Genomic DNA, 23,979 nt, shown 5'->3' with positions numbered 1-23,979 from the left:
GAAGTGTTTCTTCAATACACTGGCGCAGACCCTTGTTTGAAGAATAATCTTCTCGGAAATCGCGATGAACGTTGATTCCTCTCCTCTGGACGAGCATTGCCTCAAGATTCTTTCTGCGTTGCAACACGACGGACGCCAGACCGTGCAGCAGATCTCCGAGGCTGTCGGCCTCTCGGCCACGCCCTGCTGGAAGCGCATCAAGGACATGGAAGCCGCCGGCGTGATCCGCGGCTACACCACCCTGGTCGATCCCGAGCGGGTGGGCCTGCACGTGTCGGCGGTGGCGGAAGTCAACCTCGACCGCCACAGTGAATCGATGGTCCAGCGCTTCGAGGAGGCCGTGGCGGCGAGCCCGCAGATCATCCGCTGCGTGTCGGCCACCGGGCCGGCGGACTACATCCTGAACGTGACCGTGCCGGACATGAAGCACTACGAGCGTTTTCTGCACGAAGTGCTTTTCAGCCTGCCGGGCGTGACGCACGTGCGCTCGAGCATCGTGCTGCGCGAGATCAAGTCGGAGGTGGCGCTGCCGCTGGGGCACCTGCTGCCCGCGAAGCCCGGCGTGGCCAGACCGCGGCGCGCGTAGACCCCACCGACCCCGCGATCACCCTGCTCGTCAACAACGCCGGTGCTTCGACGCTCGCCCCCGTGGCGCAAACCTCGAACGCGCAAAGCAGCAAGCCGGCGGCGCGCTACCTGGCGACCACCTGGGCGGCCTGAGCAGCGTGCGCCTTGATCGCCGCGTAATCCGGCGCCTTGACCGCGCCGACGCCACCTAAAAACAGGTCCGCCACGATCGGCGCAATCGCCGCGTGGTCGAGCCGCCCGTCGGGCTTCATCCAGGTGAACATCCAGTTGATCATGCCGAACAGCAGCATGGTCAGCGGCTTGGCCAGGTCGTCGCTCGGTGCGCCGGGGCGCAGGGCCGACACCGCGCGCGCAAAGCCCGCCACCACCTCGCGCTCCTTGTCGAGCACGCGTTCGCGGTCTTCCTCTTCGAGAAAGCGCACATCGTCGGTCAGCACGCGGTGCGCGTCCTGCGCGCCCGCGTATTCCTCGACGATGCGGTAGATGAAGCGGCGCAGCCGCTCCTCGTCGGTGTGGGGCGAGGCCTCTTCCTCGGCCACCAGCGCCGCCAGCTTCGACACGTGCGTCTCGGCGATGCTGATCAGCAGGCTGCCCTTGTCCTTGTAGTAGTGATAGAGCGTGGCCTTCGAGAGATTGCAGGCCTCGGCCACCTGGTTCATCGAGGTGGCGGGGTAGCCCCGGCGGGCGAACAGCTGGGCGGCCTGCGCGAGGATCAGTTCGCGCTGGTCGTCGTAGGTGGCGGATCTTCCACGCGGCATCGGGTCTTGTTCCTGGATTGAGCGGTTGAGGGCAACGCGCGATCTTGCATGAAGCGGACCGGAGGCTATCCGCGCCGCGTGGCGATCAGCGAGCGCACATCGGTCGCCGGCAGGCGCGGGCGCTCGGCCTCCACCTCGGCGAGCGGCGCGACCTCGCGAAGGCTTTCGAGGCTTCGCACCGTCAGCGCCTGGTAGGTGTGCGTGCCTTCGAGCTTCCAGGCGATCTCTTCGTCGCTGAGTTCGCGCTTCACCTTCGCCGGAATGCCCGCCACCAGGGAACGCGCCGGCACCTTCATGCCGGCGGGCACGAAGGCGCAGGCCGCGACGATGGCCTTCTCGCCGATCTCGGCCTCGTCCATCACCACTGCATTCATGCCCACCAGCGCATCGCGCCGCACGATGCAGCTGTGCAGGATCGCGCCGTGGCCGATGTGGCCGTTGACCTCGACGACCGTGTCGTGGTCCGGAAAGCCGTGGATGCAGCAGTGGTCCTGCACGTTGGAGCCTTCCTCCAGCACGATGCGGCCGAAGTCGCCGCGCAGGCTGGCGCAGGGGCCGACATAGCAGCGGGGGCCGACGATCACGTCGCCGATCAATACGGCGCTGGGGTGCACGTACGCGCTCGGGTCGACGACAGGAATCACGCCGTCGATGGAATAGCTGGGCATTCAGTCTCCTTTTGGCGGGACTCAGGGTTTGCCCTGAATCAACCCGCTTGTGCCGGAATGAGGGTCGATCCTAAAATCAACCGAACGGTCGGTCAATAGTGTTTGCGAGCCGATTCACCCCCACACAAGGATGAGAGACGAGTCCATGCCAGAACCTTTAGTTCTCACCAGCAATGCCGGCGCCACGCGCACGCTGAGCCTCAACCGCCCCGCGGCGCTCAACAGCTTCACGACCGAACTGCATGCCGAACTGATGGCTGCGCTGGACCTCGCCGCGCAGGACGACAGCGTGCGCTGCCTGGTGCTCACGGGCGCCGGCCGCGCCTTCTGCGCCGGGCAGGACCTGGCCGATCCCTCGGTCGCCCCCGACCCCACGCCCGGTGCTGCGCCCAAGGACCTGGGCCATGTCATCTCCACCTGGTACGCCCCGCTGGTGGCACGCCTGCGCTCGATGCCGGTGCCGGTGATTGCAGCCGTGAACGGCGTTGCCGCCGGAGCGGGCGCCAACCTCGCACTGTGCTGCGACCTCGTCGTGGCCGCACGCTCGGCCAGCTTCATCCAGGCCTTCACCCGGATCGGCCTCGTGCCCGACACCGGCGGCACCTGGCTGCTGCCGCGGCTCGTGGGCTCGGCGCGCGCGCTGGGCATCGCGATGCTGGGCGACAAGCTGCCGGCCGAGGAAGCGGCACGCATCGGCCTGATCTGGCAGTGCGTGGACGACGCGGCGCTGGCCGAAACGGCTGCGGCACTCGCCCTGAAGCTGTCCACCATGCCGACCCGTGCCCTCGTCGCCACCCGGCAGGCCATGGCCGCAGCGCAAGACATGGACCTCGATGCGGCACTCGCCGAAGAAGCCCGCATCCAACGCGACATGGGCAACGCCAACGACTACCGCGAAGGTGTCGAAGCTTTCCGTTCCAAGCGCACGCCGGTGTTCAAGGACCGCTGAGATGAAGCCTTGCCTTTCTGTTCGTCGCGGTATGGGTCATTCAGGGCGCGCTCACGCCGACGGTGTGCGCGGCGAAGCGAATGTCCCCCGGCGCGGCCTAGGGCCGCAGGCCTCCTCCTTTATTTCGCTGCGCAGAGCACACCATCGGCGTGATCGCTCAGAGCACTGGTTGATCGGCTCGCACAAGCGCTGCGTCCATCGCGCACAGGGCACCGGGTGCTCCCCGCAGCGAAATAAAGGAGGAGCGAAGCGGGGGACATTCGCGGAGGGGAGTACCCGGTGGCCTGTGCTCGCGCCCTGAACAACAGAGCCCTGAACAACAGCACCCCAAAAGCAAGACAGCCGGAAAACCAGAATGACCGACATCACCCGCACCCCCCAGCAGACGGCCGAGTACGTCCGCGACGGCATGTTCGCGAACGACAACGCCTCCAAGGGCCTGGGCATGCGCATCGTCGAGGTCGGCCCCGGCCAGGCCACCGTCGAGATGCGCGTGCGCCCCGAGATGCTCAACGGCCACGCCATCTGCCACGGCGGCTTCATGGCCACGCTGGCCGACTCGACCTTCGCCTTCGCCTGCAACTCGTACAACGAGCTGACCGTGGCCTCGGGCTTCTCGATCGACTTCATCGCACCGGCGCGCGAAGGCGACGTGCTCACGGCGCGTTGCTTCGAGGTTTCGAAAGCCGGCCGCACCGGCGTGTACGACACCGAAATCACCAACCAGCGCGGCGAGCGCATCGCGATCTTCCGCGGCCGCTCCTACACCGCCAAGGGCCGCCCCGCCGTGGCCGCCTGAGGAGACAAACGCCATGACAGCCAGACATCCCGCCCCCGGCGAACTCGATCCCATCGAAACCGCGAGCCGCGACGAGATCACCGCACTGCAGCTCACCCGCCTGCGCGCCACGCTGCAGCGTGCCTACGACAACGTGCCGCACTACCGGAAGGCCTTCGATGCCAAGGGCGTGCATCCCGACGATTTGAAGTCGCTCGCCGACCTGTCGAAATTCCCGTTCACCGTGAAGACCGACCTGCGCGACAACTACCCCTTCGGCATGTTCGCCGTGCCGCGCACGCAGGTCGCGCGCATCCATGCGTCCTCGGGCACCACCGGCAAGCCGACCGTGGTCGGCTACACGCTGAAGGACATCGACACCTGGGCCAACCTCGTCGCGCGCTCGATCCGGGCAGCAGGTGGACGGGCCGGCGACATGGTCCACGTGGCCTATGGCTACGGCCTCTTCACCGGCGGCCTCGGCGCACACTACGGCGCCGAGCGCGCGGGCTGCACCGTCATCCCGATGTCCGGAGGCCAGACCGAGAAGCAGGTGCAGCTGATCCAGGACTTCAAGCCCGACATCATCATGGTCACGCCCAGCTACATGCAGGTGATCATCGAACAGTTCGAGCGCCAGGGCCTCGATGCGAAAGACAGCTCGCTCAAGATCGGCATCTTCGGCGCCGAGCCGTGGACCGAAGCCATGCGCCGCGACATCGAAGGCAAGGCCGGCATCGACGCGGTCGACATCTACGGCCTCTCCGAAGTGATGGGTCCGGGCGTCGCCAGCGAATGCGTCGAGAGCAAGGACGGCCCCGTGATCTGGGAAGACCACTTCTACCCCGAGATCATCGACCCCGACACCGGCGAACTGAAGGCCGACGGCGAAGAAGGCGAACTGGTCTTCACCTCGCTCAGCAAGGAGGCCATGCCCATCGTCCGTTACCGCACGCGCGACCTCACGCGCCTGTTGCCGCCGACCTCGCGCGCTTTCCGTCGCATGGGCAAGATCGTCGGACGCAGCGACGACATGATGATCATCCGCGGCGTCAACGTCTTCCCCACGCAGGTGGAAGAAATCGTGCTCGCGCACGAACGCCTCTCGGGCCTCTACCAGGTGCATGTGCGCCGCGACGGCCTGCTCGACGAGGTCGAGGTGCACTGCGAACTCGATCACCGCAACGCCGCCATCGACGAAGCCGAACGCAGGGCCATCGCCGCCTGGGTGCAGGACCGCGTGAAGACGCTGGTCGGCATCTCGACCACGGTGCGCGTGTTCGACCCCGATTCCATCGAACGCACGCAGACCGGCAAGGCCCGGCGCGTCGTCGACACCCGGCCGCGCTGAGCGCGCGCCGCTTCAACCCTCTTTGCAAAGGACACGCACATGTACACCCAGGCCATGGACACCATGGGCAAGGACGCAGGCGACGACAAGAAGAAGAAAGCCGTGCGCTCTGCCGAGGAAATGCGGCTCGAGGAGCGCTTCGACGCGCACATCGACGCCGGCGACTTCATCGAGGCGAAGGACTGGATGCCCGAGCACTACCGCAAGACGCTGGTGCGGCAGATCAGCCAGCATGCGCATTCGGAGATCGTCGGCATGCTGCCCGAAGGCAACTGGATCGGCCGCGCGCCCACGCTCAAGCGCAAGGCCATCCTGCTGGCCAAGGTGCAGGACGAAGGCGGCCACGGGCTCTACCTGTATGCCGCCGCCGAAACGCTGGGCACCTCGCGCGACCAGATGTTCGACGCGCTGCACAGCGGCAAGGCCAAGTACAGCTCGATCTTCAACTACCCCACGCTGACCTGGGCCGACATGGGCACCATCGGCTGGCTGGTCGATGGCGCGGCCATCATGAACCAGGTGCCGATCTGCCGCTGCTCGTACGCGCCGTATGCGCGCGCCATGATCCGCATCTGCCGCGAGGAGAGCTTTCACCAGCGCCAGGGCTACGAGGCGCTGCTGACCATGATGACCCACGGCACCGAGGCGCAGAAGGCGATGGTGCAGGACGCGGTCAATCGCTGGTGGTGGCCCTCGATCATGATGTTCGGCCCGCCGGACGACCAGTCGCCCAACTCGGCGCAGTCGATGCGCTGGGGCATCAAGCGCTTCAGCAACGACGAGCTGCGCCAGAAGTTCATCGACGCCGCCGTCGAGCAGGCGCGCATCCTCGGCGTGACGCTGCCCGACCCCGACCTGAAGTGGAACGAAGAGCGCCAGGCGCACGACTTCGGCGCCATCGACTGGAGCGAGTTCTGGCGCGTGATCGGCGGCGACGGCCCCTGCAACCGCGAACGGCTGCAGGCCCGCGTCGACGCCTGGGAAGAAGGCGCATGGGTCCGCGAAGCCGCGATGGCCCACGCCAGCAAGCAACCAATGAAGGAGGCCGCATGAGCGCCGATACCCAGCAAGAGTGGCCCCTGTGGGAAGTGTTCGTTCGCAGCAAGGCCGGGCTCGACCACAAGCACTGCGGCAGCCTGCACGCCGCCGATTCGAAGATGGCGATCCAGATGGCGCGCGATGTGTACACGCGCCGCCAGGAAGGCAGCAGCATCTGGGTGGTGCGCTCCGAGCAGATCGTGGCGAGCGATCCGGGGGACAAGGACATGTACTTCGATCCCGCGGAGGACAAGGTGTACCGCCACCCCACCTTCTACGCGCTGCCCAAGTCGGTCGACCACATGTAGAAACCAAGATGAAGCCTTGCTTTTCTCTTCGTCGCTTTGTGTTTGAGGTGCGTCGTTCAGGGCGCGCTCACGCCGACGGTGTGCTCTGCTCCGCGAATGTCCCCCGGCGCGGCCTAGGGCCGCAGGCCTCCTCCTTTATTTCGCTGCGCAGAGCACACCATCGGCGTGATCGCTCAGAGCACTGGTTGATCGGCCGGCACGAGAGCCGCGCCCATCGTGCACAGGGCACCGGGTGCTCCCCGCAGCGAAATAAAGGAGGAGCGAAGCGGGGGACATTCGCGGAGGGGAGTACCCGGTGTCCTGTGCACACGCCCCGAACAACAGCCCACGAACACAAGCAACCCGCAACACAACGCGCGTTGGAGTCACTGAAATGCAAGCATCGATCGAACTGAACCGCACGCCCGCCGTGCAATACCTGCTGCGCATAGCCGACACCAGCCTGGTGCTCGCACAGCGCCTGGGTGAATGGTGTGGCCACGCACCCGTGCTGGAAGAAGACATCGCGATGACCAACATCGCGCTCGACCTCGTGGGCCAGGCGCGCGCGCTGCTCACGCATGCCGGCAAGCTCGAAGGCGCCGGCCGCGAGCACGACGAGGACCAGCTCGCCTACCTGCGCGACGAACGCGACTACTTCAACCTCACGCTGGTCGAATTGCCGCGCGGCGATTTCGCCTTTGCCGTGCTGCGCAACACCATGGTCGCCACGCTGCTCAAGCTGCTGTGGCAGCGCCTCACCACGTCGAGCGACACCGAAGTGGCCGCCATCGCCGGCAAGGCCGTGAAGGAAGCGCGCTACCACAAGCAGCACTCGGGCGACTGGGTCGTGCGGCTCGGCGACGGCACCGAAGAATCACGCCGCCGCACCGAGAAAGCATTGAAGCAACTCTGGCTCTACGTACCCGAGCTGTTCGAGAGCGATGCGGTGGATGCGGAAGCCAGCGCCAGCGGCCTCGGTCCCGCCTGGAGCGAATTGCGGGAACCCTGGCTGGCCGAGATGCAGCAGGTGCTCGATGCCGCCGGCCTCGCGATGCCGAAGGAAGCCGCCTTCCGCAGCACCGGCAAGCAGGGCGTGCACAGCGAGCACATGGGCTACATCCTCACCGAGATGCAGCACCTGCAGCGTTCCTACCCGGGAGGCGTGTGGTGAACAACGTGCTGGCGTCGCGCGTCGATGCGGCATGGGCCGTGCTGCACACGGTGCTCGACCCCGAGGTGCCGGCCGTGTCGGTCTGCGACCTCGGCATCGTGCGCGAGGTGATCGCGCATGACGACGGGCTGGAGATCGTGCTCACGCCCACCTACTCGGGCTGCCCCGCGACCGAGGCCATCGAGCATGACGTGCTCGCGGCCATCGAATCCGCCGGGCTTGGCCGCGCACGCGCCACCTTGCGCCGCGCGCCGGCCTGGAGCAGCGACTGGATCAGCGAGGAAGGCCGCGTCAAGCTCAAGGCCTACGGCATCGCACCGCCGGCCCATCTCACGCCCGAGATGGCTTCCAACACCGCGATGCCCATCCGCCTCTTCGGCCGCATGGCCGGCGAACGCATCGCCTGCCCGCGCTGCGCGAGCGAGCGCACCGAGCGGCTGTCGGCCTTCGGCTCCACCGCCTGCAAGGCCCTGTATCGCTGCATGACCTGCCGCGAGCCCTTCGAACACTTCAAGCCGATCTAAGCGATGAGCACCCTCTTCCACTCCCTGCGCGTGAAGGCTGTCGAGTCCGACACCTCGGAGGCCGTCGTCGTCTCGTTCGAGGTGCCACCCGAGTTGCGGGAAGTCTTCGGCTTCACGCAGGGCCAGTACCTCACATTGCGCCGCGACATCGACGGCCAGGACCTGCGCCGGTCGTACTCGATCTGTGCCGGCCTCGACGACGGCGAGCTGCGCGTCGGCGTGCGCAAGGTACAGGGCGGCGTGTTCTCCAACTGGATCAACGCGCACCTGCAGCCCGGCGATACGGTGCAGGTCATGGCGCCGCAAGGCCGCTTCTTCGTTCCCATCGAGCCGGCTTCCGCACGCCATCATGTGGGCATTGCGGGCGGCAGCGGCATCACGCCGATCCTGTCGATCATGAAGACGGTGCTGGCACGCGAGCCGCAGAGCCGCTTCACGCTGATCTACGGCAACCGCCAGCTCCAGTCCACGATGTTCAAGGAAGAGATCGAGGACCTGAAGAACCGCTACATGACGCGCCTCGTGCTGCAGCATGTGTTCTCCGACGAGCACACCGATTCGCTGCTGGGCTACGGCGTGATGAACCGCGAGAAGATCGGCGAGTTCCTGAACACGCTGGTGCCGGCCGCCGGCATCGACCACGTCTACATCTGCGGCCCGTTCCAGATGAACGACGAGGCCGAGGCCGCGCTGCTCGCCGCCGGCGTGCCCGAGGAACGCATCCACATCGAGCGCTTCGGCGTCGCGCTGCCTTCGGCCAGCCAGGTCGGCGCGGTGGTGCACGAGGCCCTGCCCGGCGACGCCAAGCAGGCACGCATCACCATCGTACGCGACGGCCTGCAGCGCGAGATCACCTTCACCGAAGGACAGCCGAGCATCCTCGATGCGGCGTCGGCGGCCGGCCTCGAAGTGCCGTTCTCGTGCACCTCCGGCGTGTGCGGCACCTGCCGCGCCAAGCTGGTGGAGGGGGAAGTCCGCATGGAAAGAAACTTCGCGCTCGACAAGAATGAAGTAGCCGCGGGATTCGTGCTGACCTGCCAGGCCCACCCTCTCACAGAACGTGTCACGCTGTCCTTCGACGAGCGCTGACACCTCAACGATTTTTCAACCGGAGACAAACCAAAATGAAATTCTTCAAGCCCCTGCTGATCGCCGCGCTCTGCGCCACCGCCGCCGCGGCCTGGGCCGACGTCAATGTCGGCGTGACGCTGTCGGCCACCGGCCCGGCCGCCTCGCTCGGCATTCCCGAGAAGAACACCATCTCCCTGATGCCCAAGACCATCGGCGGCCAGAAGATCAACTACATCGTGCTGGACGACGCCTCCGACACCACGGCGGCCGTGGCCAACGCCCGCAAGCTGATCGCCGAGAACAAGGTCGACATCGTGCTGGGCTCCACCACCACGCCCAACTCGCTCGCCATGATCGACGTGGTGAGCGAAGCCAAGACGCCGATGATCTCCATCGCCGCGTCGGCCCGCATCATCGAGCCGATGGACGCCAAGAAACAGTGGGTCTTCAAGACGCCGCAGAACGACATCATGATGTCGCTCGCCATTGCCGAGCACATGGCCGCCAACGGCGTGAAGACGGTGGCCTTCATCGGCTTCGCCGATGCCTACGGCGAAGGCTGGTCGCAAGAATTCGCCAAGGCGGCGGAACTGAAGAAGCTCAAGATCGTGGCCAACGAGCGCTATGCGCGCACCGACACCTCCGTGACCGGCCAGGCCCTGAAGATCATGGCCGCCAAGGCCGACGCCGTGCTGGTCGCGGGCTCGGGCACGCCGGCCGCGCTGCCGCAGAAGACGCTGAAGGAGCGCGGCTACACCGGCAAGATGTACCAGACGCACGGCGTGGCGAATGCCGACTTCCTGCGCGTCGGCGGCAAGGACGTGGAAGGCACCTTCCTGCCGGCCGGCCCCGTGCTGGTGGCCGAGCAATTGCCGGCCGGCCACCCGGTGAAGAAGTCGGCGATGGCCTACGTGACCGCCTACGAAGCCGCGAACGGCAAGAACTCGGTGTCCACCTTCGGCGGGCACGCGTGGGATGCAGGCCTGCTGATGACGTCGGCCGTACCGGTCGCGCTCAAGAAGGCGCAGCCCGGAACGCCCGAGTTCCGCGCCGCGCTGCGCGATGCGCTCGAGCAGGTCAAGGAAGTGTCGGGTGCGCACGGCGTTTTCAGCATGACGGAAAAGGACCACCTCGGTTTGGACCAGCGCGCCCGCGTGATGGTCAAGATCGAAAACGGTGCCTGGAAGTATCAACCCTGAAAAATTGGGCTCACCCCCAGGCTTCGCGCACTTCGTGTCGCTTCTCCTACCCCCTGCCGGGGGCAACACCGGAGGCCCGGCAAAGCCGGTTCCTCGGTGTTCCCGATCTGACTAACGGGCGCCGCCCGAAGGCTGTTGTCATATGGATTCGCAGATCGCCCTGTTGTTGGGGCAGGACGGCATCGTGAACGGTGCCGTCTATGGATTGATGGCGCTCGCGCTGGTGCTGGTGTTCTCCGTCACGCGCGTCATCTTCATTCCCCAAGGCGAGTTCGTCGCCTTCGGGGCCCTCTCGATGGCGATGCTGCAGGCCGGCCGCGTACCGGCCACGCTGTGGCTGCTGCTCGCGCTCGCGGCGATGGTGCTGGTGGTCGAGTTCTGGCGCTGGAAGCGCGGCGCGGTGGTCGACTGGGCCTCTGCGCTCGCGTGGTGCGTGGTGTTGCCGCTGGCGGCCGCCGCGCTGGTGCTCCTGCTCAAGCCCACGTCGATGACCGGGCAGACGCTCGCCACGCTGGTGCTGATCATGCCGCTCGGTCCCCTGCTCTACCGGCTGGCCTACCGGCCGCTGGCGGATGCCAGCGTGCTGATGCTGCTGATCGTCTCGGTCGCGCTGCATGGCGTGCTGGTCGGGCTGGGCCTGCTGTTCTTCGGCGCCGAGGGTTCGCGCACCACGGCTTTCTCGGAAGCGCGCTTCGACATCGGCGGCATCCCGGTCAGCGGGCAGTCGCTGGTGGTCGTCGGCGTCACGCTGCTGCTGGTGATCGCCATGTTCCTGTTCTTCGGCCGCTCGATGGTCGGCAAGGCACTGCGCGCCACCGCCATCAACCGCGTGGGTGCGCGGCTCTCGGGCATTCCGACCGAGCTGTCGGGCGACCTCAGCTTTGCGCTCGCGGCGCTGATCGGCGCGGTGTCGGGCCTGCTGATCGCACCGATCACCACCGTGTACTACGACACCGGCTTCCTGATCGGCCTCAAGGGCTTCGTCGCGGCCATCGTCGGCGGGCTCGCAAGCTACCCGCTGGCGCTGGCCGGCGCACTGCTGGTCGGCCAGCTCGAAGCCTTCGCCTCCTTCTGGGCCAGCCCGTTCAAGGAAGTGCTGGTCTTCACCTTGATCATTCCCGTGCTGTGGTGGCGTTCGCTGCACAGCCACCATGTGGAGGACGAGGAATGAGCTCGCCTTCGAACCCCATGGCCGTCAACGCGCCGCCCGCCGGCAAGCCGCTGGTCACGCCGCGCCAGCTCACGCTGGTCCTCGTGGTCGCGCTCGCGCTGGCCTGGGGCTTCCTGCCCGAGTTCACCGTCTCGGTCCTCAGCAACATCGGCCTCTATGCGCTGGTCGCGGCCGGGCTGGTGATGCTGACCGGCGTGGGCGGCATGACCTCCTTCGGCCAGGCTGCCTTCGTCGGCATGGGCGCCTATGCCACCGCATGGATCTGCACCTCGCCCACGGCCGCTGCGTGGCTGGGCGGCGCGGTGAGCCCCGCGCTGCTGCCCTGGGCCGGCCTGCTGCTCGGCCTCGTGTTCACCTTCGCACTGGCCTGGGCGCTGGGCTCGGTCACCCTCAAGCTGCAGGGCCACTACCTGCCGCTGTGCACCATCGCCTGGGGCCTCGGCCTCTACTACCTGTTCGGCAACATGGAGTTCCTGGGTGGGCAAACCGGCATCACCGGCGTGCCGCCGCTGGTGGTGGCTGGCGTTTCTCTCGCCACGCCGCGCGCGCTGGGCGTGGTGATCTGGGCAGTGCTGCTGCTCGCGCTGTGGGCGCTTCACAACCTGCTCGACTCGCGCGAAGGCCGCGCCATCCGCGCGCTCAAGGGCGGACGGCTGATGGCCGAGTCGATGGGCGTGGACACGGCCCGCCACCGCATCAAGCTCTTCGTGCTGGCCGCGCTGCTGGCGGCCGTATCGGGCTGGCTCTACGCGCACCTGCAGCGCTTCGTGAACCCGACGCCTTTCAACCTGAACATCGGCATCGAGCTGCTGTTCATGGCGGTGGTCGGCGGCGCGGGGCATCTGTGGGGCGCGCTGCTCGGCGCTTCGCTCATCACGCTGCTGAAGGAAAAGCTGCAGGACGTGCTGCCGGCCCTGCTGGGCACCAGCGGCAACTTCGAAGTGATCGTGTTCGGCCTGCTGATGCTCTTCGTGCTGCAGCGCTTTGCAGACGGCCTCTGGCCCACGCTGGCGCGGCTGACGAACCGCTGGGTGCGCAACGATGCCCGGAAGGCAGCGCCCGCCGCATCGAAGACCGCCCCCGCGCAGCTGGCGCAGCGCACCCTGCCGGCAACCGGTGAACTGCTGCTCCAGGCCAGCGATGTGAGCAAGCGTTTCGGCGGCCTCGTTGCCAACAACGCCATCTCGATGACACTGAAGGCCGGCGAGATCCATGCGCTGATCGGCCCGAACGGGGCCGGCAAGAGCACCTTCTTCAACATGATCTCGGGCGTCGACGATCCGACCTCGGGTGAAGTGCGGCTCTCCGGCCAATCGATGGCCACCAGGCCTTCGCGTGCTTTCGCCGCACTGGGCCTGGGCCGCACCTTCCAGCACGTGCGCCTGCTCGGACAGCGCAGCGTGGTCGAGAACGTCGCGCTCGGCGCCCACCTGCGCGCCAGGCGCGGCTGGATCGCCGCGATGCTGCGGCTGGACCGCGCCGAAGAGGCCGCGCTGATGGCCGAAGCCCGCCGCCAGATCGAACGCTGCGGCCTCGGCGCGCATGCCGATACGCCGGCAGCTTCGCTCTCGCTCGGCCAGCAGCGCGTGGTCGAGATCGCACGCGCCCTCGCCGGCCAGCCTTCGGTGCTGCTGCTCGACGAACCCGCCGCCGGCCTGCGCCACCTCGAAAAGCGGGCCCTCTCCGTGCTGCTGAGCCAGCTGCGCGCCGAAGGCCTCGGCATCCTCGTGGTGGAGCACGACATGGAGTTCGTGATGAACCTCGCCGACCGCATCACGGTGCTGGAGTTCGGCACCGTCATCGCCACCGGCACGCCCGCCGAAGTGCAGGCCAACCCGCGCGTGCTCGAGGCCTACCTCGGCGGCGCCGACGACGAACTGCTGGAGGACGCACGATGAGCGCCGCGCCGGGCCGCCCCAAGCAAGCTCGAACCGTAGCCGAAGGCGGAGGTTATTCGATGTCTCAGCCCATCCTCCAACTCGAAGACTTCTGCGTCGCCTACCGCAYCGTCGAGGCGGTGCACAGCGTGCAGCTGCATGTGAACGAAGGCGAGATCGTCACCGTGATCGGCCCCAACGGCGCCGGCAAGACCACGCTGCTGTGCGCGGCCATGGGCCTGTTGCCCTCCACCGGCCGCCTCACGCTGCATGGCGAGCGCATCGCCCGCCCGGGTGTCGAAACCATGGTGGCGCGCGGCGTGGCGCTGGTGCCCGAGCGGCGCGAGCTGTTCGGCGAGATGTCGGTCGAAGACAACCTGCTGCTCGGCGGCTTTTACCAGTGGCGCAAGGGCAAGCGCGACCAGCGCGCGCGCATGGAAGAAGTGTTCGAGATCTTTCCCCGGCTGCGCGAACGGCAACCGCAGATGGCCTCGACGCTCTCCGGCGGCGAGCGCCAGATGCTGGCCATCGGCCGCGCGCTGATGGCGCGGCCCCGCCTGCTGATGCTCGACGAACCTTCGCTGGGCCTCGCGCCGCTGGTGGTGCGCGAAGTGCTGCGCGTGGTCTCGCAACTCCGCAGCCACGGCGTCTCGGTGCTGCTGGTGGAGCAGAACGCGCGCGCCGCGCTGCAGGTGGCCGACCGCGCCTACGTGCTCGAAATGGGCGCCGTGGCGCTCGACGGCAATGCCCGCGAACTGCTGAACGACCAGCGAATCATCGACACCTACCTGGGCATCGGCAACCGGAGCGCCGAAGCCGCCGCCGCCTGAACACGAACGAGGACTCCCATGACCACCCTTCAAAGCTACATCGCCGGCCGCTGGATCGGCCAGCAGGCCGCGCAGCAGTTGCGCAGCGCCGTCAACGGCCAGGCCGTGGCCAGCACGCACGCCGAGGCCATCGACTTCGCCGAGGCACTGAACCATGCGCGCCGCGTCGGCCTGCCCGCGCTGATGGCGCTCGACTTCCAGCAGCGCTCGGAACGCCTGAAGGCCCTGGCCAAGTTCCTCGCCGCAAACAAGGAAACGCTCTACGCGATCTCCGCCCACACCGGCGCGACCCGCGCCGACAGCTGGATCGACATCGAAGGCGGCGCCGGCACCCTGAGCGCCTATGCCGGCATCGGCACCAACGAATTGCCCTCTGGCAACCTCGTGCATGAAGGCCCGGCCTTCCCGCTCGGCAAGAAAGGCTGCTTCGCGGGCACGCACATCCTGGTGCCGCGCGGCGGCGTGGCGGTGCACATCAACGCCTTCAACTTCCCGGTGTGGGGCCTGCTCGAGAAGTTCGCGCCCAGCTTTCTCGCGGGCATGCCCTGCATCGGCAAGCCGGCCACGGCCACCAGCTACCTCACCGAGGCGCTGGTCCGGCTCATCGTGCAGTCGGGCATCCTGCCCGAAGGCAGCCTGCAGCTGGTGATCGGCGGCACGGGCGATCTGCTCGACCGGCTCGAAGGGCCGGACGTGGTCACCTTCACCGGCTCGGCCGACACGGCGGCCAGGCTGCGCGTGCACCCGAACCTCGTGCGCCAGTCGATCCCGTTCAACGCCGAGGCCGACTCGCTCAACTGCGCGATCCTCGCGCCGGACGTAACGCCCGATGACGAGGAGTTCGATCTCTTCGTGAAGGAAGTGGCGCGCGAAATGACCACCAAGGCCGGCCAGAAGTGCACCGCCATCCGCCGCGCGATCGTGCCGCGCCGGCACCTCGACGCCGTTGCCGAGCGCCTGCGCGCGCGGCTCGCCAAAACCGTCATCGGCGATCCGTCGCGCGAGGAGGTGCGCATGGGCGCCCTCGCATCGCATGCACAGAAGGCCGACGTGGCCGAGCGCGTCGCCACGCTGCTGCAAGGTGCCGAGCTGGTCTACGGCGAGCGCGACGGCTTCTCGCCCGTGGGCGACGGCGTGGCCGAAGGCGCCTTCTTCGCGCCCACGCTGCTGCTGAGCCGCAAGCCCCTCGAACACGATGCCGCGCACGACGTGGAGGCCTTCGGCCCCGTCAGCACGCTGATGCCGTACGACGGCATCGACGAAGCGCTGGCGCTGGCCGCACGCGGCCGCGGCAGCCTCGTCGGCACGCTGGTCACGCGCGACCCGGCGATCGCGGCCAAGGCCATTCCGGTGGCCGCCGCCTGRCACGGCCGCCTGCTGGTGCTCGACCGCGAGGCCGCCGCCGAATCGACCGGCCACGGCTCGCCGCTGCCGCAGCTCAAGCACGGCGGCCCCGGCCGCGCGGGCGGCGGCGAGGAACTCGGCGGCCTGCGTGCCGTGAAGCACTACCTGCAGCGCGCCGCGGTGCAGGGCTCGCCCACCATGCTGGCGGCCATCACCGGCGAGCATGTGCGCGGTGCGGCCGTGCGCGAAAGCGAGGTGCATCCCTTCCGCCGCCATTTCGAGGAACTGCAGATCGGCGATTCGCTGCTCACGCACCGCCGCACGGTCGGCGAGGCCGACATCGTGGCTTTCGGCGGCATCTCGGGCGACTATTTCTACATGCACTTCGACGAGGTGGCGGCGAAGGAGTCGCCCTTCGGCAAGCGCATCGCGCATGGCTACTTCGTGCTGTCCGCAGCCGCGGGCCTGTTCGTGTCGCCGTCGCCCGGTCCGGTGCTCGCCAACTACGGCCTCGACACGCTGCGCTTCGTCAAGCCCGTGGGCATCGGCGACACCATCCAGGCGCGCCTGACCTGCAAGCGCAAGATCGACCGCAACCGCAAGGATGCGAGCGGCCGGGGCCAGGGCGTGGTGGCCTGGGATGTCGAGGTGACGAACCAGGACGGCGAGCTCGTCGCGAGCTACGATATCCTGACCCTCGTCGCCAAGAAACCCCACACCACCTGATGTTCGATCTCACGGGAAAAACAGCGCTCGTCACCGGCGGCAATGGCGGCATCGGCCTCGGCATGGCAGAGGGCCTCGCGAGGGCCGGCGCCCGCGTCGTGATCGCCGCGCGCAACACGCAGAAGTCGGCCGCCGCGGTCGAGGTGTTGAAGGCACTGGGCAGCGACAGCTTCGCGCTCGAAGTCGATGTCAGCAACGAGGCCTCGGTGCAGAAGGCGGTCGACGAAGCGGCGATGCGCTGCGGCCGGCTCGACATCCTCGTCAACAACGCCGGCACCACGGTGCGCAAGCCCGTCGACCAGCTCGCGCTGGACGAATGGCACCTGGTGCTGAACACCAACCTCACCAGCGCCTTCCTGTGCAGCCGTGCGGCGTACCCTCACCTTCAGCGCGCAGGCGGCGGCAAGATCATCAACATCGGCTCGATGATGTCGATCTTCGGCGCGCCCTATGCGCCGGCCTACGCCGCGAGCAAGGCAGGCATCGTTCAGCTCACCAAGTCGACCGCGCTCTCGTGGGCGGCCGACAACATCCAGGTGAACGCGATCCTGCCCGGCTGGTTCGAAACCGAGCTGACCGACGGCGCCCGCAACCAGATTCTCGGCCTCTACGACCGCGTGGTGGCCCGCGCCGCTGCCGGCCGCTGGGGCCGGCCGGCCGACATCGCCGGCACCGCGGTGTTTCTCGCAAGCGCAGCTTCCGACTACGTGACCGGCACCGCCATTCCGGTCGACGGCGGTTTTTCGATCGCTGGCTGAAGCCATGCGGCCCGTGTAAATTCGGCCGCCATGCTTGTCTGGTTCCAGATCTTCCTTTTTGTCGTCGGCACGGCCGCACTGCTGTACGTCTCGCGCGGTCCGCTGCGGCAGCCCGGCTCGCACGGCTTCTACCGCTTCTTCGCGTGGGAATGCATGCTGGTGCTGATACTGGTGAACCTTCCCGTTTGGCATGTCGATCCGTTCTCCGTGACGCAGTTGCTCTCCTGCGTGTTCCTTGCGCTGTCGATCTGGCTGCCGATCCACGCGGTGCGGCGGCTCAAGACGCAGGGCAAGCCGACCAATGCGCGCAATGACGACCCCGCCCTGTTCGGCTTCGAGAAGACCTCGTCGCTCGTGACCACCGGCGCCTTCCGCTACATCCGCCACCCGATGTACACCGCGCTGATGCTGCTGGCCTGGGGCGCCTTCCTCAAGCAGTTCACCTGGCTCACCCTGGCGCTGGTGCTGGCGGCCACGCTGCTGCTGTTCCTCACGGCATTGCGCGACGAGAAGGAATGCCTCGCGCACTTCGGCGACGCCTACCGCGAGTACATGCGCGGCACCCGGCGCTTCATCCCTTTCGTGCTCTAACCCTGCGCCGCGCCACGCGCTACCTTGCGGGACGCTGACGAGCCCGCTCAGGTTCCGTTCACACGTGCGACCTAGCATCCGCGCATGCTGCTCGCCCGCATCCGCCAATTCGCCGAAGCGCACCACACGGCATGGTGCGTGGCGGGCATCCTGCTGATTCTTCTGCTGCCTTTCATTGCGGTCCACTTCCGGTGCGACGGCCTGGAAGACGAACCGGCACTGAGGGTGCGCAGCGCGAGCGAAACCACGCAGTTCGAAGCGGACAATCGCGCCGACCACCCCGCCGACCGCGAGACCACGCTTTTCGCCCAGACCGCCGCGAGCATCGACCTCCCCAACGCCCTGGGCCTTGCACTCGACAACCTCCTGGCCATGGTGCTCGCGCTGCTGCCGCTGGCCGTGGTGCTGGTCCGGCCGACCGCGCCGGTCGAGCGTGCAGCGCCCGAGCGCGTGCCGCACCACAGCGGCGCGCCGCCCCCCACGGAACCCTGGCGGCGACTGCCGCCGACGACCGCCCCGCCTTCGGGGACCTGAGATGCGGCGCCCTGCGCGTCGAGCCTCCCGCTGCGCCTTGCGCGCGGGCCTCTCGTTTCCGTCGAAAGGTTCCTGCCATGTTCCCGATTTCCTCCTGGTGTGCGCGCCATGACCGGCGCCGCCGTGCGTCCGCGGGGGCCACCCCATGAACGCGCTGAATCTCGCCGTCTTTCAATGGCTCTCGGCCGGCACCCAGCCCACGCCGTGGGTTCTCTCTGTCGCGTCGGCCCTGGCGCTCTGGGGAAGCTGGCTCTGTGCGGCCATCCTCGTTGCGGCCCTGTGGCGGCAGCGTGCCGACCGCGCCTACCTGTTCGTGGTCGCGGCGATGGCCGGCGCGACATCGCTGGTGTCGCACGCGATCGCGCTGTCTCTCAATGCGCCGCGGCCCTTCGTGCTGGGGCTGGCACCGGCGTACATCGAACACGCGGGGCGTGGAAGCCTTCCCAGCGCGCACGCGGCCGTCATGTTCCTGGTGGCGCTGGCCTTCCTGCTGCGCCCCGGCCTGCGCAGGCTGGGCGTGCCGCTGCTCGCGCTGGCCGCCGCCACCGGCTGGGCGCGCATCTACGTGGGCGTTCATTTCCCGCTCGACATCGTTGCGGGGCTGCTGCTGGCCGGCGCGGCCGCCAGCACGCTCGCCATCGCGCAATGGTTCGTGCATCTCGTCGTGCCGCGAACCGGCCGCGCATCCGGCGACGAAGACCCGGTCCGGTCGCTCTGGAGGCCTTCATGATCTCTTCGACGGCCGAGAAATACGCGCCTGCGGCCGCCAGCATGGGGGCCGCGCAGGCGCCCAGCATTTCCTGCATCGTTCCGTGCTTCAACGAGGCCGCCAATCTGCGGCACCTGCTGCCCCTGCTCGAGGACACCCTCTGGGCCACGCGGCTGCGCTGGGAGATCGTCGTGGTGGACGACGGCAGCACCGACGACACCGCCGCCGTGGCGCAAGCCTGGTGCGAGCTTCCGGGCTTCCGGTGCATCTCGCTGTCGCGCAACTTCGGCAAGGAGGCCGCGCTCACCGCGGGCCTGGCGGCCGCCACCGGCGACGTCGTGGTCCTGCTGGACGGCGATCTGCAGCATTCGCCGGCGCTCATCCACGCGATGCTCGCCCAGTGGAAGGCCGGCGCGGAAGTGGTGTACGCGGTGCGCCAGGAGCGCAGCGACGAAAGCCGGTTCAAGCGCATGGGCAGCAGGCTTTTCTACCGGCTCGTCAATTCCTCGGACCGCTTCGCGGTGCCGAAGGATGCGGGCGACTTCCGGCTCATGGACAGGAAGGTGGTCGATGCGCTGATGAGCCTGCCCGAGCGCAGCCGCTTCATGAAGGGCCTGTACGCGTGGGTCGGCTTCAGGGCCGTGGCGCTGCCCTACACGCCTGCGCCGCGCGCGGAGGGCGCCAGCACCTTCAGCGCCCGGCGTCTGCTGAGCCTGGCCATCGACGGGCTCACCGCCTTCACCACCTGGCCGTTGCGCATGGTCAGCGTGGTGGGCCTGCTGTTCGCCGTGCCGGCTTTTTCCTATGGCACTTTCGTGATCATCGACCACCTGATGTTCGGCAACGCAGTCTCGGGCTGGACCACGATCGTCGTCAGCCTGATGTTCTTCATCGGCGTGCAGATGATCTTCACCGGCATCGTGGGCGAATACGTCGCGCGCATCTACGAGGAGGTCAAGGGCCGGCCGCTCTATGTGGTTCGCTGCCGCAGCGGCGTCGGGCTCGAGGCCGAGAAGCCATGAGGCGGTCCGGCACTTCCTGGTGGACGGCGCCCCAGCCGCTGTGGCTGGTCGCGGGCCTCTTCGCCTGGCTGCTGGCCACCGCCTGGGCCCGCCCGCTGATGACGCCCGACGAGGGGCGCTATGCCGGCGTCGCGCTGCAGATGCTGTATTCCGGCGACTGGCTGGTGCCGCGGCTCGACGGCTTGCCCTTCTTCCACAAGCCGCCGCTCTTCTACTGGATCGGCGCCGGCGCGATGGCGCTGGCCGGCCCCGTCGAATGGGCGGCCCGGCTGCCTTCCGTCCTCGGAGCGGTCGTGGCGGCAGCCGCGCTGTTTCTCTTCCTGCGCCGCTGGTCGACGGTGCGGCTCGCGCTGCTGTCCACCGTGGCGCTCGTGACCACGCCCTTCTTCTTCCTGGGTGCGCAGTTCGCGAACCTCGACATGCTCGTGGCCGGCTGCATCTCGGGCACGGTGCTGCTGGCCGCCGGAGCCGCACTGGCCAGGGAGCGGGCCGAGCCCTGGCGCGCGATGCTGGCCGGCGCCTACCTGCTGGCGGCGGCGGGCCTGCTCGCCAAGGGACTCATCGGCGTGGTGCTGCCCGTGGGGGTGCTGCTGGCCTGGTGCGCGGTCACCCGAAAGGCCGCCGTGCTGCGTCTTGCCGCCTGGCTGCCGGGATGGGCGATCCTGCTGGCCGTGGCCGGGCCGTGGTTCGTTGCCATGCAGATGAAGTACCCGGGGTTCTTCGACTACTTCGTGATCACGCAGCACTTCCGGCGCTTCGCCGCCTCGGGCTTCAACAACGAGCACCCCTTCTGGTTCTACCTGCCGGTGATGGCGGGCCTCACGCTGCCCTGGTCCGGCTGGGTTCTCGCACCCCGGGGCGGGGAGGCGCCGCCTGCGAGGCGCCGGCTTTCCGACGTCGACTGGCTGATGTGGGTCTGGCTCGCGGTCATCGTGGCTTTCTTCTCGATGCCGCGCTCCAAGCTGGTCGGCTATGTCCTGCCGGCACTGCCGCCGCTCGCGTACCTGATCGCGCAGCGCGTGCTGGCGGGCCGGCCGCTCGAAGCGCTGCTGCCCGGGGTCCGCGCCATGACCCTCGCCAGCGCGGCCGTCTGCGTGGCCTGCGTGGTGGCGGTGGCCGTCTATGCCACACCGCCCGGCGCCAGGCTCCGGCTGCCGGCCGGCGAGGCGGTGGCGCCCGGCGACCAGGTCGTGATGCTGGACAGCTACACCTACGAGCTTCCGTTCTATTGGCGGCTGAGGGACCCGGTGCTCGTCTCGGGCGACTGGAAAACGGCCGGCAGCGACGCCCGCGACAACTGGCGCAAGGAGCTGATGGATGCGGCCCGTTTCGACCCGGCGCGCGCAGCCGCCACGCTGATCGAGCGGACCCAGTTGGCCGGCACGCTCTGCAGCCCGCGCACGACCTGGGTGGTGGGGCCGAGCAACGCGCAGCTTGCGAACCCGTGGCTGGCCAACGCGCGCCTGGTCGCATTCAACCAGAGCATCGCGGTGTGGCGATTCGCAGGCAGCACGGCGCGCGATCCGCATTGCCTGGGCGGTTCGGCCGGAGCGCCCGCGCCGCCGGCGGGAAGGGGAACGAATGGCAATGCCTGAAACCGCAGGGCCGCAGCCGCCCCCGGCGCGCTACCTCTGCGTCTGCGCGGACGATTTCGGCATGAGCATCGGGATCAACTCGGCCGTCTTCGATCTCGCCGAGCAGGGAAAGATCTCCGCCACCAGCGGCATGGTGCGCCGCAGCGCCTGGCTCGCCGGAGCGCGCACGCTGAGGCGCATCGATGCGGCCGGGCTGGATGTGGGCCTGCACCTGGACCTCACGCGCCCGGCCGTCGCCGACGGCACCGAGCCCGGCCTGGCGGGCCTGATCGCGAGGACCTACACGCGGACCGTTTTCGCCGACGCACTCCGGTCGGACATCCGCGACCAGCTGGCCCGCTTCGAGGACGCGATGGGCCGCGCGCCCGCGTTCGTCGACGGGCATCGGCACGTGCACCAGCTGCCGGTGGTGCGGGAGCTGCTGGTCGCGGAAATCGCGCGGCGCTACCCGGTGTCGCGCCCGTGGCTGCGCTGCACCACGCCGCCCCCTGGAAGGGCGCCCGGCGGCTTCAAGGCCGGCCTCATCCACGCGCTGGGCGGCGCGAGCCTGGCCGGGCTGGCGCAGAAGCACGGCATTCCGATGAGCGGCGGCCTGCTCGGCGTCTATGACTTCTCGGGCAGCGCGCCAGACTATCAGCGGCGCCTGTCCGCGTGGATCGCCGCGAGCCGCAGCGGCGACGTGCTGATGTGCCATCCGTCCGTCGGCGTCCTGCCCGGCGACCCGCACGGGCCGGCGCGGCTGCGCGAGTACACGGCACTGCGGAGCCTGACATTTCCGGTGTTCACGCGCCTCGGAGAGGTCGACATCGCGCCGCTGTCGCAGCGCTTTCGGCCCGGCGAGCTGGCCATCGCGTAGACGCTGCCTTCCGGACATTCGTCTCGGTCGCCCGTCTTTCTTCGGCGGGCACGGGCGGCGCGTTGGTTAACATGCCCGCCTCCTCCCCCGGCGCCAGAGTCTCCATGCCCTCCCCCCAAAGCACGGCCTTCCCCAGCGCGGCGCAAGCCGCGCTCCTGTTCGTGGCCCTGTTCCTGTGCGAACTCGTCGTCAGCTGCGCGCTGCGCGACGCCAACCACTGGCTCGGCCTGAACGAAATGCAGCGCGGCGTACTCGCCACCGTGCTGGGCAACGGCTGCGTGTTCGCAGTGGTCATGCACTACCAGAAGCTCACCTACCGCGAGCTCTTCCATCAGTCGCCGGCCTCCGCCCGGGCCACGCTGATGCTGGTCGTGCCGCCGGCCCTGCTGCTCGTGCCGGCGCTGACGGTGGTGATGATGACCGCGCTCCACCTGCTGGTGTTCGTCGCACCGCTCTCGGCCTGGGAAGAATCGATGTTCAGCCGCATGGCCGACGGCAGCATCGCGGCCACGCTGGCCGTGTGCGCCGTGGCGCCGCTGCTCGAAGAGATGCTGTTTCGCGGCATCGTGCTGCGAGGCTTCCTGCAGCGCTATTCGCGGTGGCAGGCCATCCTCGGCTCGGCGCTGCTGTTTGGCGCCGCGCACCTGAACATCTACCAGTTCGTCGTCGGGCTGATCCTGGGCACGGTGCTCGGATGGCTGTACGAGCGCACCCGATCGCTCATTCCGTCCATCGCGCTGCATGCCGCCTACAACACCGGCACGATCTTCATCGGCGACTGGCCCGAGGCGGCCTCGCCGGCGGACACGGCGTGGACCTTGCTGCTGATCCTGCTGGCGGCCGCGTGCGGCGTGCTGGCCTTGCGGCGCATGCTGGTGGCGCCCGTGGCGCGCAGGCCCGCGCCCTGACGCGGGCCGTCGCCCCCCCGGAAAGCTACGGTTGCACGGGCGGCAACGGCCGCGCATCGACCGCCTCGCCGTCGACGATGAAATGCCCACCCGCCACATGGTGCAGCGTGCGCAGCGCGTCCTGGCCGGTGAAGTTCCAGCGCCCGTCGGCGAACACGCGCGCATCGGCCTGCGCCGCGATCACCTCGCCGAGGAACAGGTCGTAGCGCTGCTGGATCGATGGCTCGGGCAGCAGCCGGCATTCGAGCCAGGCCGCGCAGTCTTCCAGCAGCGGCGCACCGGTGGCGACGCCCGCGAAAGTCTGCAGGCCATAGGCCGCGAACTTGTCGTGCCCCGCCCGCTCGACGATGTCGCGGCCCGAGCTGTTGCCCAGCGCCTCCGTCAGGTCGAGCTGCGCGCGCGTCGGCACCTGCAGCGCGAACGTGCCGGCCGCTTCGAGCAGCACGCGCGTCCAGGTGCTCTTGTCGAGCACCACGGCCACCTTGGGCGGATCGAAATCGAGCGGCATCGCCCAGGCAGCTGCCATGATGTTGCGCTGCCCGCCGTGCGCGGCGCTCACGAGGACGGTGGGCCCGTGATTGAGCAGGCGGTAGGCCTTGGCCAACGGAACGGGTCGACGGTGAGAAGCGTTCATGCGCGCCAGTCTAGCGGGACCGGTGCCGTCAGGCCCAGG

25 protein-coding genes are annotated in these 23,979 nt (G+C 68.4%); 22 read left to right on the top strand and 3 right to left on the bottom strand.

Annotated elements, in window-relative coordinates:
• The first annotated feature begins 64 nt into the window (after positions 1-64).
• Entirely contained in the window at positions 65-586 is a 522-nt protein-coding gene (locus AC1DXX_RS20030; RefSeq protein ID WP_478135956.1) for an Lrp/AsnC family transcriptional regulator, read from the top strand.
• A gap of 106 nt (positions 587-692) precedes the next feature.
• Here AC1DXX_RS20030 and AC1DXX_RS20025 read toward each other — a convergent pair whose 3' ends face one another.
• Positions 693-1,346 carry a TetR/AcrR family transcriptional regulator gene (locus AC1DXX_RS20025; RefSeq protein ID WP_478135955.1) on the bottom strand — a complete coding sequence of 218 codons (654 nt, stop codon included), beginning with the start codon at positions 1,344-1,346 and terminating at the stop codon, positions 693-695.
• Between the two features lie 65 nt (positions 1,347-1,411).
• Positions 1,412-2,014, bottom strand: coding sequence for a phenylacetic acid degradation protein PaaY (gene paaY / locus AC1DXX_RS20020; RefSeq protein WP_478135954.1), 603 nt, complete (start codon positions 2,012-2,014; stop codon positions 1,412-1,414).
• Positions 2,015-2,159: 145 nt separating this feature from the next.
• On the opposite strand from paaY, the gene AC1DXX_RS20015 reads away from it, so the two are divergent.
• The 21 genes from AC1DXX_RS20015 to AC1DXX_RS19915 all read left to right on the top strand — a co-directional run bounded on the left by AC1DXX_RS20015 (position 2,160) and on the right by AC1DXX_RS19915 (position 23,306).
• On the top strand, positions 2,160-2,963 hold the full coding sequence (locus AC1DXX_RS20015) for an enoyl-CoA hydratase-related protein (protein ID WP_478135953.1): 804 nt from the start codon (positions 2,160-2,162) through the stop codon (positions 2,961-2,963).
• Between the two features lie 355 nt (positions 2,964-3,318).
• Positions 3,319-3,762 (top strand): hydroxyphenylacetyl-CoA thioesterase PaaI, encoded by a 444-nt coding sequence (gene paaI, locus AC1DXX_RS20010; RefSeq protein WP_478135952.1) that lies wholly within the window; start codon positions 3,319-3,321, stop codon positions 3,760-3,762.
• A 13-nt stretch (positions 3,763-3,775) separates the two neighbouring features.
• The gene (paaK, locus tag AC1DXX_RS20005) at positions 3,776-5,092 is read left to right on the top strand and encodes a phenylacetate--CoA ligase PaaK (protein WP_478135951.1); all 1,317 of its coding nucleotides are present in this window, start codon (positions 3,776-3,778) and stop codon (positions 5,090-5,092) included.
• Positions 5,093-5,131: 39 nt separating this feature from the next.
• Positions 5,132-6,145 carry a 1,2-phenylacetyl-CoA epoxidase subunit PaaA gene (gene paaA / locus AC1DXX_RS20000; protein WP_478135950.1) on the top strand — a complete coding sequence of 338 codons (1,014 nt, stop codon included), beginning with the start codon at positions 5,132-5,134 and terminating at the stop codon, positions 6,143-6,145.
• On the top strand, positions 6,142-6,438 hold the full coding sequence (gene paaB, locus AC1DXX_RS19995; RefSeq protein ID WP_478135949.1) for a 1,2-phenylacetyl-CoA epoxidase subunit PaaB: 297 nt from the start codon (positions 6,142-6,144) through the stop codon (positions 6,436-6,438). The genes paaA and paaB overlap by 4 nt, the downstream gene beginning before the upstream one ends.
• A 373-nt stretch (positions 6,439-6,811) precedes the next feature.
• On the top strand, positions 6,812-7,591 hold the full coding sequence (gene paaC / locus AC1DXX_RS19990; RefSeq protein ID WP_478135948.1) for a 1,2-phenylacetyl-CoA epoxidase subunit PaaC: 780 nt from the start codon (positions 6,812-6,814) through the stop codon (positions 7,589-7,591).
• Positions 7,588-8,115 (top strand): 1,2-phenylacetyl-CoA epoxidase subunit PaaD, encoded by a 528-nt coding sequence (paaD, locus tag AC1DXX_RS19985; protein ID WP_478135947.1) that lies wholly within the window; start codon positions 7,588-7,590, stop codon positions 8,113-8,115. The genes paaC and paaD overlap by 4 nt, the downstream gene beginning before the upstream one ends.
• A 3-nt stretch (positions 8,116-8,118) precedes the next feature.
• Positions 8,119-9,204 (top strand): 1,2-phenylacetyl-CoA epoxidase subunit PaaE, encoded by a 1,086-nt coding sequence (gene paaE / locus AC1DXX_RS19980; protein WP_478135946.1) that lies wholly within the window; start codon positions 8,119-8,121, stop codon positions 9,202-9,204.
• 35 nt (positions 9,205-9,239) lie between these two features.
• Positions 9,240-10,385, top strand: coding sequence for an ABC transporter substrate-binding protein (locus AC1DXX_RS19975; RefSeq protein WP_478135945.1), 1,146 nt, complete (start codon positions 9,240-9,242; stop codon positions 10,383-10,385).
• 142 nt (positions 10,386-10,527) lie between these two features.
• Entirely contained in the window at positions 10,528-11,556 is a 1,029-nt protein-coding gene (locus tag AC1DXX_RS19970; RefSeq protein ID WP_478135944.1) for a branched-chain amino acid ABC transporter permease, read from the top strand.
• Entirely contained in the window at positions 11,553-13,454 is a 1,902-nt protein-coding gene (locus AC1DXX_RS19965) for a branched-chain amino acid ABC transporter ATP-binding protein/permease (protein WP_478135943.1), read from the top strand. Before AC1DXX_RS19970 ends, AC1DXX_RS19965 begins: the two co-directional genes overlap by 4 nt.
• 59 nt (positions 13,455-13,513) lie before the next feature.
• On the top strand, positions 13,514-14,263 hold the full coding sequence (locus AC1DXX_RS19960) for an ABC transporter ATP-binding protein (protein WP_478135942.1): 750 nt from the start codon (positions 13,514-13,516) through the stop codon (positions 14,261-14,263).
• Between the two features lie 18 nt (positions 14,264-14,281).
• Positions 14,282-16,333, top strand: a complete 2,052-nt coding sequence (gene paaZ, locus AC1DXX_RS19955) for a phenylacetic acid degradation bifunctional protein PaaZ (protein ID WP_478135941.1) — start codon at positions 14,282-14,284, stop codon at positions 16,331-16,333.
• Positions 16,333-17,091, top strand: coding sequence for an SDR family NAD(P)-dependent oxidoreductase (locus AC1DXX_RS19950; protein ID WP_478135940.1), 759 nt, complete (start codon positions 16,333-16,335; stop codon positions 17,089-17,091). Before paaZ ends, AC1DXX_RS19950 begins: the two co-directional genes overlap by 1 nt.
• Positions 17,092-17,121: 30 nt before the next feature.
• Positions 17,122-17,682, top strand: coding sequence for a methyltransferase family protein (locus tag AC1DXX_RS19945; RefSeq protein ID WP_478135939.1), 561 nt, complete (start codon positions 17,122-17,124; stop codon positions 17,680-17,682).
• A gap of 84 nt (positions 17,683-17,766) precedes the next feature.
• Positions 17,767-18,216, top strand: a complete 450-nt coding sequence (locus tag AC1DXX_RS19940; protein WP_478135938.1) for a hypothetical protein — start codon at positions 17,767-17,769, stop codon at positions 18,214-18,216.
• Positions 18,217-18,361: 145 nt separating this feature from the next.
• Positions 18,362-18,946 carry a phosphatase PAP2 family protein gene (locus tag AC1DXX_RS19935; RefSeq protein WP_478135937.1) on the top strand — a complete coding sequence of 195 codons (585 nt, stop codon included), beginning with the start codon at positions 18,362-18,364 and terminating at the stop codon, positions 18,944-18,946.
• The gene (locus tag AC1DXX_RS19930) at positions 18,943-19,947 is read left to right on the top strand and encodes a glycosyltransferase family 2 protein (protein WP_478135936.1); all 1,005 of its coding nucleotides are present in this window, start codon (positions 18,943-18,945) and stop codon (positions 19,945-19,947) included. Before AC1DXX_RS19935 ends, AC1DXX_RS19930 begins: the two co-directional genes overlap by 4 nt.
• Positions 19,944-21,542 (top strand): ArnT family glycosyltransferase, encoded by a 1,599-nt coding sequence (locus AC1DXX_RS19925; RefSeq protein WP_478135935.1) that lies wholly within the window; start codon positions 19,944-19,946, stop codon positions 21,540-21,542. The genes AC1DXX_RS19930 and AC1DXX_RS19925 overlap by 4 nt, the downstream gene beginning before the upstream one ends.
• A complete protein-coding gene (locus AC1DXX_RS19920; RefSeq protein WP_478135934.1) occupies positions 21,535-22,398 on the top strand; it encodes a ChbG/HpnK family deacetylase in 864 nt (287 codons plus the stop codon). The genes AC1DXX_RS19925 and AC1DXX_RS19920 overlap by 8 nt, the downstream gene beginning before the upstream one ends.
• A gap of 104 nt (positions 22,399-22,502) precedes the next feature.
• Positions 22,503-23,306, top strand: a complete 804-nt coding sequence (locus AC1DXX_RS19915; protein WP_478135933.1) for a lysostaphin resistance A-like protein — start codon at positions 22,503-22,505, stop codon at positions 23,304-23,306.
• Positions 23,307-23,331: 25 nt separating this feature from the next.
• On the opposite strand, the gene AC1DXX_RS19910 is transcribed toward AC1DXX_RS19915, so the two are convergent.
• A complete protein-coding gene (locus AC1DXX_RS19910) occupies positions 23,332-23,940 on the bottom strand; it encodes a flavin reductase family protein (protein ID WP_478135932.1) in 609 nt (202 codons plus the stop codon).
• Between the last annotated feature and the right edge of the window lie 39 nt (positions 23,941-23,979).

It is taken from the genome of Variovorax sp. P4_B10 (assembly GCF_056402375.1).
The sequence above is the reverse complement of the archived record's forward strand: the minus strand, read 5'-3'. Positions and strand labels throughout refer to the sequence as shown.

Bases quoted from the DNA above. Each gene is read 5' to 3' on its own strand.
- AC1DXX_RS19910 (WP_478135932.1), bottom strand. From the start codon at position 23,940: ATGAACGCTTCTCACCGTCGACCCGTTCCGTTGGCCAAGGCCTACCGC.
- AC1DXX_RS19965 (WP_478135943.1), top strand. From the start codon at position 11,553: ATGAGCTCGCCTTCGAACCCCATGGCCGTCAACGCGCCGCCCGCCGGC.
- paaB (WP_478135949.1), top strand. From the start codon at position 6,142: ATGAGCGCCGATACCCAGCAAGAGTGGCCCCTGTGGGAAGTGTTCGTT.
- paaA (WP_478135950.1), top strand. From the start codon at position 5,132: ATGTACACCCAGGCCATGGACACCATGGGCAAGGACGCAGGCGACGAC.
- paaK (WP_478135951.1), top strand. From the start codon at position 3,776: ATGACAGCCAGACATCCCGCCCCCGGCGAACTCGATCCCATCGAAACC.
- AC1DXX_RS19950 (WP_478135940.1), top strand. From the start codon at position 16,333: ATGTTCGATCTCACGGGAAAAACAGCGCTCGTCACCGGCGGCAATGGC.
- paaY (WP_478135954.1), bottom strand. From the start codon at position 2,014: ATGCCCAGCTATTCCATCGACGGCGTGATTCCTGTCGTCGACCCGAGC.
- AC1DXX_RS19935 (WP_478135937.1), top strand. From the start codon at position 18,362: ATGAACGCGCTGAATCTCGCCGTCTTTCAATGGCTCTCGGCCGGCACC.
- AC1DXX_RS20015 (WP_478135953.1), top strand. From the start codon at position 2,160: ATGCCAGAACCTTTAGTTCTCACCAGCAATGCCGGCGCCACGCGCACG.
- AC1DXX_RS19945 (WP_478135939.1), top strand. From the start codon at position 17,122: ATGCTTGTCTGGTTCCAGATCTTCCTTTTTGTCGTCGGCACGGCCGCA.
- AC1DXX_RS19975 (WP_478135945.1), top strand. From the start codon at position 9,240: ATGAAATTCTTCAAGCCCCTGCTGATCGCCGCGCTCTGCGCCACCGCC.
- AC1DXX_RS19970 (WP_478135944.1), top strand. From the start codon at position 10,528: ATGGATTCGCAGATCGCCCTGTTGTTGGGGCAGGACGGCATCGTGAAC.
- paaC (WP_478135948.1), top strand. From the start codon at position 6,812: ATGCAAGCATCGATCGAACTGAACCGCACGCCCGCCGTGCAATACCTG.
- AC1DXX_RS19925 (WP_478135935.1), top strand. From the start codon at position 19,944: ATGAGGCGGTCCGGCACTTCCTGGTGGACGGCGCCCCAGCCGCTGTGG.
- AC1DXX_RS19915 (WP_478135933.1), top strand. From the start codon at position 22,503: ATGCCCTCCCCCCAAAGCACGGCCTTCCCCAGCGCGGCGCAAGCCGCG.
- AC1DXX_RS19930 (WP_478135936.1), top strand. From the start codon at position 18,943: ATGATCTCTTCGACGGCCGAGAAATACGCGCCTGCGGCCGCCAGCATG.
- AC1DXX_RS20030 (WP_478135956.1), top strand. From the start codon at position 65: ATGAACGTTGATTCCTCTCCTCTGGACGAGCATTGCCTCAAGATTCTT.
- paaE (WP_478135946.1), top strand. From the start codon at position 8,119: ATGAGCACCCTCTTCCACTCCCTGCGCGTGAAGGCTGTCGAGTCCGAC.
- paaI (WP_478135952.1), top strand. From the start codon at position 3,319: ATGACCGACATCACCCGCACCCCCCAGCAGACGGCCGAGTACGTCCGC.
- AC1DXX_RS20025 (WP_478135955.1), bottom strand. From the start codon at position 1,346: ATGCCGCGTGGAAGATCCGCCACCTACGACGACCAGCGCGAACTGATC.
- AC1DXX_RS19920 (WP_478135934.1), top strand. From the start codon at position 21,535: ATGCCTGAAACCGCAGGGCCGCAGCCGCCCCCGGCGCGCTACCTCTGC.
- AC1DXX_RS19940 (WP_478135938.1), top strand. From the start codon at position 17,767: ATGCTGCTCGCCCGCATCCGCCAATTCGCCGAAGCGCACCACACGGCA.